Source organism: Paenibacillus polygoni, assembly GCF_030263935.1.
GTDB classification, from domain to species: domain Bacteria; phylum Bacillota; class Bacilli; order Paenibacillales; family Paenibacillaceae; genus Paenibacillus; species Paenibacillus polygoni.
The window spans coordinates 2,564,994-2,578,142 of sequence record NZ_CP127162.1 but is presented as its reverse complement, the minus strand read 5'-3'; the positions used below and the strand labels follow the sequence as shown (position 1 = coordinate 2,578,142).

The following is a 13,149-nucleotide window of genomic DNA, read 5'->3' as shown; positions in this document are numbered from 1 at the left end:
GAGTGTCTTTTCTATTTAACCTTTACAAACCTATATGAAAAATCGAAAGGTAAAGGTGTTACTTGACTGGGGTTTACCAGATATCACTACTTTTCTCGCCTAACTCATCCCCATTTTTGTTCCAAACATTGCCATACCCATAAAATTTAATTATACTCTTAGCCAAAATAGAAACGCGTATTTCTACCGAGGAGGAATTGAATTCTGATGAATTTAGCCGTCAAGTTAATGCGGGAATTCAAAGACTATGATAATCGGCAAAGGTTGAAAGTCTTTCGGGATAAAGCAGAGCTTGTCAGGAAAAGGAGTTTAGAAGCATGGGACGAACAGCAACTGCAGCTTGAATCTCTCCGGCTGAAAAAAGAAGCAAAGTCCGGTACACCTTTGGATGAACTGCTTGTTGATGCTTATGCATTAGTCAGTGAAGCAGCGAAGAGAACGCTTGGTTTACAACCTTTTGATGTTCAAATCATGGCTGCTATCGCTCTTCATGAAGGCTTTTTAATCGAGCAGCATACGGGTGAAGGGAAAACACTCTCTGCTGTTATGCCTGCTTATTTAAATGCGTTAACCGGCAATGGCGTTCATGTGCTCACTTTTAACGATTATTTGGCAAAGCGAGATGCGGACTGGATGGGCAAGGTCTATCATTTCCTCGGATTAACGGTAAGCGCGGTTCAATCAGGCATGAGCTTGTCTGAGAAACGAGAAGCCTATGCTGCGGATATAACTTATGTTACGGCCAAAGAGGCGGGATTCGATTATTTGCGAGACACGATCGCTCTGAGTGAGGGAGATACTGTGCATCGTCGTTTTCAATGTGTCATCGTTGACGAAGCGGATTCACTGCTTCTCGATGAAGCAAGAGTGCCGCTAGTTATAAGCCGGAGACCCGGAATCTTCAAACAATAACGGCATTCGTTTCGCAGAGGTGGCAAGACAGCTCGTGCAAGATGAGCATTACGAATTCGATGAGTTCATGCGGAACGTTTTTATTAATGATGCGGGGTCCGCAAAAGCGGAATCACTGCTGGGATGTGGCAATTTGTACGAAAGCCGTAATAGTCATTTGTTGTCTTCATTAAATTGTGCGCTGCATGCGGAAACCTTATTGAAAAAAGACGTTGATTACATCGTTCGTGACGGAAAAATTGAGCTCATCGACGAATATACCGGGCGTGTGGCAGAGAATAGACATTTGCCGGAAGGACTTCAAATCGCGCTTGCGGCAAAAGAAGGACTCAAGTCCTTATCCGGCGGGAAAATTCTAGGTTCAATCACTCTTCAACATTTCCTCAGCCTATATCCCAAGATTTGTGGAATGACAGCTACCGCGTACGTTTCCAAGGTGGAATTCGAAGAAATTTATGCGCTGCAGGTGGTGCAAATTCCGCCAAACCGCCAAAACAAACGGATCGATCATCCTCACCGGATATACACCCATAGAGAAGCCAAACATAAGGCGCTTGTTAAGGAAGTCTCCTCCGTCCACCGGACAGGACGTCCAATTCTCATTGGTACATCTAGTGTGGAAGAGTCTGACATATTGGCAGAGGCACTAGCCACAGCTGGTGTATCTTGCCATATACTCAATGCGAAGAACGACGAAAAAGAAGCCGAGATTATCGCCAAAGCAGGAGAAATTGGTGCTGTGACAGTTTCTACAAATATGGCTGGACGCGGTGTCGATATTCGGCTTGGCGGCGGTGACCCCGTCCAAGCGGAAGTTGTCGCTAAGCTTGGCGGGTTGTATGTAATTGGTACGCATGTGCACCAAAGCATGCGGATCGATGATCAGCTTCGCGGGCGTTCTGGTCGTCAAGGCGACCCGGGAGCTTCCGTATTTTTTGTAAGTTTAGAAGATGACTTAATCCTTCAATTCGGAATCGATAAAGCGATCCCGCCTATGTATCGAGGTCTAAGGAAGGAAGAAGCCCTTGGAGAATCGGTACTCCATAGCAAAATCACGCATATACAGCGCGTTATTATGGGACAAAACTTTCATATTCGTCAGGAACTGAATCGCTATTCTGATATGGTAGAGGAACAGAGGCGTCTTTTATACGAGGAACGGCTTGGAATTTTGAAAGGTGAGACAGCGATGAGCCCATCGGAGCAGCGGGTACGACTTTATTATATGGACAAGTTCTGGGCTGACCATCTGGCATTCGTTACTTACATACGCGAAAGCATCCATTTGACAAGCCTTGCTAACCGAAATCCGATAGACGAATTTCATATGCAAATTATCCAGGCATACGAGGAATTACCGGATAAAATAAGGAGAGAGTCGGCAAATATGCTCTCAAAGCTGGGAGATTCAAATAATCCAGCCTTGTGGGAAAAGTTCGGACTGAAGACCCCTACTTCAACTTGGACTTATACTATGAACGATCAGTATATGGAATATTCTCAAAATCCCGGTTCATGGTCACCAGGAACGGTAATCGCTTTCTGGCTCCGTAAGATCTTGAGACCGGTATTCGGTTAGCAGAAATTTTGAACCGACGAAATATACGGTCGAAAGCTTGAACAAGCAAAAAAACATAGCAAACAGAAGAAGCGAAAGGTCAGTTGCCACAGTTGACCATTACGCTTTTTCTGTATTCGTAGACCAAGAGATCGTTAATTGAGGTTAAGCAGCAAGATAGAACCGTATATTCTCGGGCTATTAAAAAAGCGGGTATAAAAAGTAATTGCCTCCGTTCCTTATTCACAAAAATCGTAAAAGGTAGTGACTCATTATGGGTATGTATGGTAGTGTGCTAATAATCTGGGTTCTTATATCATTCTAACGAATGCGGTAGGATCTTAGGCAAATTGTAGTTTTTACATAATGTAAGGGAGAGAAACAAAATGAAAAAAAACAGAGCGATATCTCTCGGCAATTTACTGTTTTTTATTCCAGTAATATTGTTAAGTTATTTCATGTGGAATGATTACAAGGATTACATTGATGAGTATCAACCCTCCTTTGAGAGTGTCTATATGCTGGATGAGGGAAAGAAATTAATTGGCTTAGCTAAACACCCTGTTGGAGAGCAATACGATGTTTATCTTTTTGATACCGATAAAGAAAACATAATGAAAGATACGACTGTACATACCAATTTTCAAGCTGGTCTGGGACCGGCAACTTACAGCCAAGATGGAATCATTATCCCAACCTACGACGATTCACATGGGCTGCAAATAAATTACTTCCATTCAACAGGTAAGGTTGAAGAGCTGGCTCAGGATACGATGCACCTTCCAGCATCATGGAGATCAAATGTTTATTCCTGGCGCGGCAGACTCATTGTAGCAGGGGAATCGGATAATTCTGAATGGTACATAGCTCAGGTAAAAGACGGAAAGCTGAATAAAGTTAATTTAGCTGAACAGGATCTGCTTCCAGCCAGGCCTGTTCGGATAGATGAAGTGCATGGTAGTTTTAAGAACGAAAAGGCAGTACCCCTATTTTCAGTGGCTTTAAAGAACGATAGTACGGCATTTGTGAGCGGAATACTAGACGAAAATGGTGATTTATCCGTTCTGCTTCAGAGCGAGGACGAAGGAACGTTTGCTGCACAAGATCGGGCCGGCGCTTTGTTCGCTAAGGTCTTTGGTTTCAATAACGCCAAGTTGGTACGTGAGAATGGGAACTATCCTGAAGAAGCATCATTTTATAACGCTGACGAGAACCATTGGGGTAAAGCCGTTCCTACGCCAAAGCCGATCTATCAAGCTCGAGTATTTCTATTGAATGATGAGGAAGTTCTGATTGCCGGATCTACTGCAGAAGATGAATTAAATGGAAGTGTTATGGGATATGTGTTCAATGAGAAATCGGGAGAATTCCAAGATGCTACTGTTCTACTGGAGCAGCTGTCCTACGAGATTTTGAAAAATGATCAAACTGAATTTTATAAGAATATGGACAGTGACGTCCTTTATTATAGTGGTGGAGATATTACAGCAGGCTATGTCGATATGGAAAGCCAGGAAGCTAAGGTTCTATCGAGTGAACAGGTCGAAAAGTGGATGCTTACTGAATCTGAAAATAAAGTCTCGATTCAAAGTTTCTGGAATTATGTTAGACAAGGTGGGCCGATCGTTATTAACTGGGCGGTCTGGGTCTTCATCATTCTGCTCACATTTCTAAGCGTTGCAGTCGCCCCTCGAATGTTGGCCGGAACAAGAACGAAAAAAATGAGGGAGGGTAAGCAAATTCAAGGCCGGATTATTAATATGGAAGAGACCGGTTTATATGTGAATGAACGTCCGCAGGTTCGATTTGTCGTTCAGTTTGAGGATGAGGGTCAATTGAAAGAGGTAGAAATCAAGCAGGTCATCTCCTTTGTGGATCCTACTCAAGTTGGTGATCCGGTGCTGATCAGTTACAACCGCAAGAAACACAAGGCTATGTTCATTACTGAAGAGGATCTTAAACATACGGCGCAAGAGTCCAAACCAGAAGTTATTAAAGACGCGGTTCTTATCCGTATCGAACGTTATGGAAAAGTAAACCGAGGAGAAGCCCTTCAGCTTCATTTCTCAGCCGCAGGACAGAACTACACAGTACCGGTTGTTCAGCCTATAGGATTTGAATATCGTACGGGTGAACGAGCCAGCCTTATTTTGATTCAGGGAATGGCTAGAATCTTAAGATACGGCAGCGAAAACTTAGAAAAGGCATCGAACCAACTCTCTCTGCAGGGAGAAGTGATCCATGTGCAAAAGATGCCGATCGTTATTGATAATAAGCAACTTATGCTTATGGAAATCATAATAACAAGCGGGGCGGATAGAATACGTAAAGTTAATAGTCTTTTTGTGCCACAAAATCAGTCTGTAAATGTGGGTACCGTCCTTCCCGTCGCCATGGAAATAGACGATTTACAAAAGGAAACCCGATTACTTCGAGGTAAGCAAGGTGCGGTTAAAGTATTCTCCGTTCAGTTTGACGGAACAAAAGGAGAACGACCACTAGCCGACATTATCGTAGAGAAGGATGGAGTTACCTACTACATTAAACAGACGATTGAACCAGTGCATGGTGTGGTGGCGGGAGATGAATTGTGGATAGCCTATGATGAACATACGAAAGAAGCCATGATTATTAATTATTCTTCTAGGTAGTAAGATAATTTGAACACCGCGAGAACTTTAGTAGAAACAACTAGGCCTGTCGATTTGGCAGGCTATTTGTTTTGATATATTTTCAACATTTGTTGAATCTTGAGTGTCTATCAACTTTTTGTTAATCTGATAATTAAAGAGACGTAAATAGGACGGGAAACATGATATTGAGATACATGAGAAGTAAAATCTGCACACTTATTTGATATTTAAAACTGAATATTAAAAAGGGAATGATGAAAAATGGAAGTAAGGCAAATGTCGACTGCCTTCTTATTTCATGAGAACAAGGTAATTATGATGAAGAAAGAAGCAAGTAAAATCACAGATCCTGTGTTTTGGACTGGACTTGGCGGATATTTAGAAGCTGATGAGTTGAATTTTCCGAAGAGGGCTTGTGTTCGAGAAATCTTTGAAGAATCTGGAATACTAGAGGAAGAGATTGAGGAACTAAAATTAAGATACATATTATTACGAGTAAAAGAGAAAGAAATTAGACAGCAATTTGTATATTTCGGAAAAGAACCAGAAATGCAGTGGTCCGAACTTAAAGATCCAAAGATATTTTAAAGCACATCGTTTATACGTAACACATAGAAAAACTTTAGATGAAATACATATCATCTTTATAGGAAAGGATTTTAAATAATGGACATTTTCGATGAAATGAAATCAATTGGAAAACATACCTGTGTTGCAAAAATAGGTGGATTCCGCCCTGAAAATACAGATCTTGATTGGTTCGGCGGGAATTTTTTACGTGATCCGAAGGAAGCATGGCCAGAAGTTAATGGATCATTATTAGTACCGCTTCTTCAAATCTATATTCCAGATATCAAAGATGGTCATAAGATTTTTGGAGATCATATGTTAGTGCAAATCTACATTGAGAAAGATCATCTACCTATGGATATAAATAGGAACGGAGATGGTTGGAAGATTGTTTTTTATAAAGACATAAATCTATTAGAAATTACAGAGACGCCTGAGCCTGCTAATATACTTAAACCTTTTCCAGTACGTTGGAATTTGAACGAAGTACTAGATTATCCGTGTTGGGAAGAAGCATGGGAATATGTTGACTTGACCGAAATTAATGAAGAAGAAGAATTAAACGACCGATTCTTTGATGAGTTTAATAGATACACTAAAACCAAAATAGGAGGATATGCATCGTATATTCAATCGCCTATTTCTGATGAATATAAATTTATTCTACAAATCTCTTCAGAGGAAAAGCCAGGGCTGATGATCGGTGATAATGGAAACATCTATATTTACAAATCAAAGATTGATAATGATTGGTATTTATATTGGGATTGTTTTTAAAAGGGAGTGATTATTGTCTGTAGATGGTGGTCAAAGTTATAGAAAATTCATACATAAGGAAGGTGTAACGATTGCTGAGTGAAAATAATCAAAATAAACTCGAACGGATCGTTCGCGAATATCAGTTTGAACATGCGATGGATTATTTAAAGGAAACTGTACGGCAAGGCATTCGCTTATCTAAAAAAGAGATGGAAACATACAACGAAATAGGTGTTTCTCGTATAGGAGGCGATCCCGATCTTCCCGCTACCGTAAAATGGCCGGTGAATTCCGATGGCATTCCAATGACCTTTCTAGCCCAGCTCCAGTTAATAGAATTGGTTCCCCATGATGTATCAGCACTGCTTCCTGCAAAAGGTATGTTGTACTTTTTTGTAGGAGTAGATGAACCTGCTTATGGTATTGAGCACAAGGTGATCTATCTATCAGATGATAATTTGCAAGAAGCTAAACGTTACCATTCACCAGAAGTGACTGCCCTTGAAAGTGAATTTACCGGTTACCGTGTAAGCGCCAGACCAACCATGGAACCTCCCAATTATGGCTATGTAGATTACGATATAGTGGAAGATGATGAACATGACTATGAACAGTATGAAGAGTTATGTTTTGAGCTAAGTGATGAAAACTCAGCTGATTTGGCAGTTATGTTTGGTTATCCCTCGACTCAGCACGGAGACTGCGAATACGAAGCAGCTCTTCATCTGTTGACTGGCCTCAAATATAACTATTCGGCAGAATCAGCATTGAAACAGATCACGGATCATTTTCAAGGTGATTCTATTAGAGCAAAGCAGGAAATTGAGGATACCGTATTGCTGCTCGCGCTAGACTCCGATCAGGATGTTGGATTCTGCTGGTGGGATGCGGGAGAACTGCAGTTTTATATTCGAAAGGAAGATTTGCTTGCAGGGAACTTCGCAAATACGTATTGCTCTTTATATTCGAGTTAGCTATTCTTTCGGATATTATGCATTATCCTGCGAAAACCCGAAACACCCTATCGTTATTGAAGAACATTAGCTCGGTATGATCAACCAAGCGAAATGGAGTGAAGATATTGAAATATTTAAAAGATATACAGGAGTCAGGAATGGGGACCTGGTATTTTGAAATTGATAATGCCGGTGCAGCGTACAGACAGATGGTGTATCATGATGACGACATCTGTATCACATCGAATCGAAAGCATCATTCCTATCACTTTATGCTGGCAGAACATCCATTAGATGCGGAGGAACCTTATTACGAAGAGATTAGTCAGCAAGAATTCGAGATGCTATGGTCCGAGCAGCTTCAATTAGGTATGGAAGACTGGCGCAACACCAAAAGTCTGTTCCCTGTTGGAACTCGAGTGGAAGGATATATAGAAGCTTTTTTCCACAAGGTACCTTGATTAACCTACTGGAACCTCATGCCGTAGGTATAACGGGCACATCCGATTTGAAATCCGTAACTCCTGCTGAATGGATGTATCCACGCTATCGTGTGATTGCTGAAGTATGTGGATACGATGAAGTTAATCACTGGATACTTCTTACTCGGGCCGAAGTGACGGGAAGTCAGTAGGTAAAGGTGCCTATTTGCACCTTTCTAAAAATGTAGTATTAGATTCTACAATGCCTCAGCTGATGAGGAAGGAAATTAAAATTCAATAAGTTATGTTAGTACAGAAATGAGGGATTAGAATAGACAACAAATTAATGACCCGCATCAAGGGCGGAATGTACGGTGTAGCTGTCGGAGATGCTCTTGGCGGAACAACAGAGTTTATGACGGAACAGGAGATTAAGGAAAAGCATGGATATTTGACGGAAATCATTGGCGGCGGGGTATGGAGCCTCGAACCTGGAGAAGTAACCGACGATACAATGATGACGCTTTGCGTAGCTGATGGGATACTCGAAAATACGGAGGAACCTGTAGAAGCCATCGGGCGTTTTTTTAAGGAATGGTACCAATCACGGCCGAAAGATATAGGAAACATTATTCGCCGTGTTTTTGAACAATTTGAAGGAGATTGGTTTGAAGCAGCTTTTATTGCACACATGGACATGGGGCAAAGCGGCGGGAATGGCTCGCTCATGCGATGTCTGCCGGTGGCGCTGGCATACAAGGAGCTGTCTGATATCGATCGAGTGACAATCATGCAGTCTCGAATGACGCATTATGATCCTAGGTGTGCTGAAGTCTGTGTCATGTACAACCGAATCGCTCACCGTCTACTGCAGGGGGAAGATCTTGTAACATCAATCAAGGCGGAGATTGCAGGAAGTGAATACGAAGAAAGTATAAAATCAGTTCCGGATTGTCCGCCAAGTGGTTTTGTCGTCCATACTTTCCGGTGGGTACTACATATTTTGCTTCATACAACTACTTTTGAAGAAGTTGTACAAAAGGCGGCTAATCTAGGTGGTGATTCTGATACCATTGGTGCCATTGCTGGAGGGTTGGCTGGTATTTATTATAGTTATGAAGGCATTCCAGCTAAATATAAAAATGCGATTCTCATTAAAGAGAGACTGGACCATACGATTACGAAGTTATATGTAATGAAGACTTCCTAAGGCCAAATAGTAAACAGGATAGGTTTAAAGTGAACTTTGACCTGAGGTGAGTTAAAGATACAATTGAAATTTGAAGAAATAAAATGAAACCAGCCGATGAGTTATCGACTGGTTTTCGTGTACCATTGAACTTAAATAGAGTTTTTCCCTCACCCGTTATAAATGAGAATGCCTAAAGGAGCTATCTTCATGCTAGTTTTTCTCTTTATTCACGTCTTAAAGAATCAACAGGATCCAATTTGGCAGCTTTGCTTGCTGGTAATAGTCCAGATAACATACTTATGACAATGCTTGTCACGATCCCGAAAGTAATATAACTCATTTCCATTTGTACAATATTCATATCAAACAAGCTGGAAGAAATGCGGTTTGCAATCCAGCCTAATATAGAAGTGATCGTAACGGCAATCATTCCGCTGAATAATCCAATCAAAAAAGCTTCTGATACAAAGATCCGCTTAATATCTTTTCTCCTCGCTCCAATCGCTTTTAGGACACCAATTTCTTTCGTGCGTTCTACAACGCTGATGTAGAGAATGACCAGAATCATAATTGCTGATACAAATAAAGATACACCGGAGATCGAAGCGAGTACAAACGTCAAGGCATCAATCATATCATTGAATAACTTCATCATCGCTTCTTGTGCAGAACCTTTGTATCCTAATTTCTCTATTTCTGCTTTAATCGCATCTGTATGACTTTCATCATCTGTTACTAAGTAAACAGTTGTCGGCTGTAATTCATTGCCGTTGTCAGCATAGACTTGCGCCAAATCTTCAAAGTTCACATAATTGTTATTCGCAATCCCGCTGACGATAAAGTCGGCGCTATAAAATTGTTCGTCTACGAGCCATTTGAGTGTGACAGACTTGCCAATCATATCACCGCCAAGCGCAGTGGCTATTTCATCTTGAATCACAATTTCATTGTCACCCGGGAAGGAGCCATCCAGAAGTGCCGAGTCTGTTACATTCGGTGACATGGTCGATATGGATAACACAGAAGTACTTTCGTCTCCATAGATAATAGAATTGGTACCAAAACCCATGATGTTCACGGATTTGTCCATTGAATCTACATGTTCAATCTTCGATAATGTTTCAAGATCGGCTTCTGTAAAAGGTGTCGAATTACCTGACAGGGGGTTCATCTCTTCCTTGCTTACGGAAGGTTCTTCCGTATGATTGTCCATATTTACTTCAACAACAAGTGGATTGATCATACTGTTAATCGTTTGGTTCACATACGCTTTTAATCCGCCGCCGAGGGAGAGCATGAGAATGACGCTCATAATCCCGATACTTGCGCCTAAAGATACCCAAATATTTCGGGTTATTTTCGCTTTCATATTTTGAAAAGCTAATGTAACAGCAGAGGCAAAGCTTAAATTCTTCGTTCCTTTCGGGAAGTCTGAAGAGTCCGCTGTTTCTTCTACATATGCTAGTTCTCTGCCTTTACGGTCATCAATAATTTCACCGTCAGCGATACGGATGACGCGCGAAGAGTGTGCTGCCACTTTGTCAGAGTGGGTAACCATAATGACGAGCTTACCTCGTTTGGCAATATCTTCGATGATTTTCAGTACTTGGTCGGTTGTCCCTGAATCAAGTGCTCCTGTCGGTTCATCGGCTATAATTACTTCCGGATCGTTGATTAAGGCCCGGGCAATCGCAACTCTTTGCTTTTGTCCGCCTGACAGCTGATTCGGCTTTTTGTGTATGTGTTGTTTCAAGCCGACTTGTTCGAGAATTTTTTCAGCACGTTTCTTACGTTCTTCTTTGCTCACATTTGATAAAGTCATTGCAATCGTTACATTATCCAATATCGAAAGGTGGGAGATTAGATTAAAGCTCTGAAAAATAAAACCGATTTTATTTTTTCGGTATTCATCTAGCTGCTTTTCACTGTATTCTCCTATGTTTTCGCCGTTAAATAACAGCTTGCCGGTAAAATCAGAATCCAATCCGCCGATGATATTCATCAGCGTTGATTTACCGCTGCCAGACTCACCAATGATGGAGACCAGTTCACCTTTCTTAAATGAAACACTGATATCTCTCAAAGCATGATAGAGTTCTCCGCCAGTTAACTTGTAGTTTTTGTCAATATGATGCAGTTCTAAGACGTTCATTCTGTTCCTCCACTTTCTAATATGGTTGCTTGTTTAGAGTGTAAGGATTGAACATAAACTGAATATCAACTGGATAGAACATTGGTTGTTGATTTTTAATTTATCTTTTTTCGTTAAAATAAGTTCATCAAATCGTATGGAGGTAACCGTTTGTTTACAATTCTCGTAGTTGAAGATGATCAAAATATAAGAAAGTTAATGTGTGCTGTGTTAAAACAACATGGCTTTACTACCTATTGGGCGGAGGATGGCATTCAAGCACTTGATGTAATGGAAAAGAAGCATATTGATTTAGTCGTTCTTGATTTAATGATGCCGAATATGGACGGTTATGAATTGACAAAACAAATCCGGCTTTCATGGAGAGATTTGCCGATTTTAATGGTGACAGCCAAACAGGAACGTGAGGATAAAAGAAAAGGATTCCTTGCTGGAACGGATGATTATATGACAAAACCGGTGGATGAAGTAGAAATGGTGTTACGTATTAAAGCACTGCTTCGCAGAGCGCGGATTGCCAGTGAACATAAACTGAGGATCGGGAAAGTGGTGCTCGATTATGATTCATTGACCGTAACAAGGGAGGAACAGGTCTTTTCGTTACCACAAAAAGAGTTTCAGCTGCTATTTAAATTACTCTCGTACCCAAACGTCATTTTTACTCGATTACAGCTGATGGAGGAAATATGGGGACTTGAATCAGAAACCGATGATCATACGCTTAACGTCCATATAAACCGTCTGCGAAATAGATTTCAGGATTGGCAGGAGTTCGAAATTGTGACGGTTAGAGGACTGGGTTATAAAGCGGTGGTGCACAAGATATGATCCAACGTTTCAAGAAGCGATTAAGTCTAACCATAACGTTAGTGTTATTAGTCTTTGGTGTGTTGGTGACGACTTTTATTTCCATTCTACTCATTGCTATACTGCTGCATTACCTTGGGGTTATTACGTTTTCTGAATCCCAAAATCAACCGGGGAATGAAGAAAGTCCGCTGCTCGGTTTATTTAATCTATTTATCATCTGTATAGCAATTGGAACGTCCTTAACCGCTTTCTTAAGTAAAAAAGCTTTAAACCCCATCCGTAAAGTCATTGCCTCAATTCACCAGGTCGCAGCCGGCGACTTTAGTGTAAAGGTTGATATTAAGGGAATAGGAGAGCTGGAGGAGCTTTCGGAAAGCTTCAATAAAATGACGCAGGAATTAGCCAGCATCGAAACACTCCGAAGTGACTTTATCAACAACTTTTCTCATGAATTTAAAACACCGATCATGTCTATTCGCGGTTTCGCGAAGCTGCTTCAGGAGAATGATTTGACCGAGGAGGAAAGGCAGGAGTATTTAGATATTATTGTGGCAGAATCAGAGCGTTTAGCGACGCTTTCTTCCAATGTTCTTACGTTAGCTAAATATGAGAATTTAGAGATTGTTGTTGATCAAGCACCATTCCGATTGGATGAACAAATTCGAAGAACCATTATTTTGATGGAACCGAAATGGTCGGTCAAAGATTTGAATGTAAATCTAGATTTAGAGGAAGTGACCTTTGTCGGGAACGAAGAATTCATTCAGCAGATTTGGATCAACCTGTTAGATAATGCGATCAAATTTTCTTACCCAGGCGGTTCGATTGATATTAGACTGACGAAATCGGATAATGAAATTCGGTTTATGATTCAAGATGAAGGAGTAGGGATGGATGAGGCAACGATAGCTCATATTTTCGATAAGTTCTTCCAGGGAGATGCTTCTCATGCCAAAAAGGGAAACGGACTGGGACTTTCCTTGGTCAAACGAATCGTTGATCTATGCGGTGGTGAGATTATAGTACAAAGTGAGCTGGGAAGCGGCAGTATATTTACTGTCTTGTTTTATTCAAAAAAAGGATAAAGATAAATCAATGTCTTCTTTCCTTTAGATTTAAATAATTGATAATACATGGTTCACTATATATTAGAAAAAGCAAGCGGCAGTGGGATGATTCCGGCAG

Annotated in this window: 10 protein-coding genes and 1 pseudogene; 10 read left to right on the top strand and 1 reads right to left on the bottom strand. The window is 40.9% G+C overall.

The annotated features are described in order from the left end of the window. The first annotated feature begins 207 nt into the window (after positions 1-207). The 8 genes and pseudogenes from QPK24_RS12500 (at position 208) to QPK24_RS12465 (ending at position 9,020) form a co-directional block, all read left to right on the top strand. Positions 208-2,491 (top strand): annotated as a pseudogene (locus QPK24_RS12500) (preprotein translocase subunit SecA). A gap of 365 nt (positions 2,492-2,856) precedes the next feature. Then, complete coding sequence (locus QPK24_RS12495; protein WP_285741496.1) at positions 2,857-5,121, top strand: hypothetical protein; 2,265 nt, start codon at positions 2,857-2,859, stop codon at positions 5,119-5,121. 243 nt (positions 5,122-5,364) lie between these two features. Beyond that, on the top strand, positions 5,365-5,691 hold the full coding sequence (locus tag QPK24_RS12490) for an NUDIX domain-containing protein (RefSeq protein WP_285741494.1): 327 nt from the start codon (positions 5,365-5,367) through the stop codon (positions 5,689-5,691). Between the two features lie 78 nt (positions 5,692-5,769). Further along, positions 5,770-6,450 (top strand): DUF1963 domain-containing protein, encoded by a 681-nt coding sequence (locus QPK24_RS12485; protein ID WP_285741492.1) that lies wholly within the window; start codon positions 5,770-5,772, stop codon positions 6,448-6,450. 71 nt (positions 6,451-6,521) lie between these two features. Continuing rightward, positions 6,522-7,406: a YwqG family protein gene (locus QPK24_RS12480; RefSeq protein WP_285741489.1), complete on the top strand. Its 885-nt coding sequence runs from the start codon at positions 6,522-6,524 to the stop codon at positions 7,404-7,406. A 107-nt stretch (positions 7,407-7,513) separates the two neighbouring features. Continuing rightward, positions 7,514-7,849, top strand: a complete 336-nt coding sequence (locus QPK24_RS12475) for a hypothetical protein (RefSeq protein WP_285741487.1) — start codon at positions 7,514-7,516, stop codon at positions 7,847-7,849. After that, a complete protein-coding gene (locus tag QPK24_RS12470; protein ID WP_285741485.1) occupies positions 7,846-8,022 on the top strand; it encodes a hypothetical protein in 177 nt (58 codons plus the stop codon). The genes QPK24_RS12475 and QPK24_RS12470 overlap by 4 nt, the downstream gene beginning before the upstream one ends. A 134-nt stretch (positions 8,023-8,156) precedes the next feature. Continuing rightward, positions 8,157-9,020, top strand: coding sequence for an ADP-ribosylglycohydrolase family protein (locus tag QPK24_RS12465; protein ID WP_285741482.1), 864 nt, complete (start codon positions 8,157-8,159; stop codon positions 9,018-9,020). A gap of 205 nt (positions 9,021-9,225) precedes the next feature. Here the strand turns inward: QPK24_RS12465 and QPK24_RS12460 are convergent, their stop codons facing one another. Next, positions 9,226-11,154, bottom strand: a complete 1,929-nt coding sequence (locus tag QPK24_RS12460) for an ABC transporter ATP-binding protein/permease (RefSeq protein WP_285741480.1) — start codon at positions 11,152-11,154, stop codon at positions 9,226-9,228. Positions 11,155-11,304: 150 nt separating this feature from the next. Here QPK24_RS12460 and QPK24_RS12455 point away from each other — a divergent pair, with 150 nt between their 5' ends. Together QPK24_RS12455 and QPK24_RS12450 are read left to right on the top strand one after the other, a co-directional pair. Then, positions 11,305-11,982 carry a response regulator transcription factor gene (locus tag QPK24_RS12455; protein ID WP_285741477.1) on the top strand — a complete coding sequence of 226 codons (678 nt, stop codon included), beginning with the start codon at positions 11,305-11,307 and terminating at the stop codon, positions 11,980-11,982. Further along, the gene (locus QPK24_RS12450; protein ID WP_285741475.1) at positions 11,979-13,049 is read left to right on the top strand and encodes a HAMP domain-containing sensor histidine kinase; all 1,071 of its coding nucleotides are present in this window, start codon (positions 11,979-11,981) and stop codon (positions 13,047-13,049) included. Before QPK24_RS12455 ends, QPK24_RS12450 begins: the two co-directional genes overlap by 4 nt. Positions 13,050-13,149 lie beyond the last annotated feature (100 nt).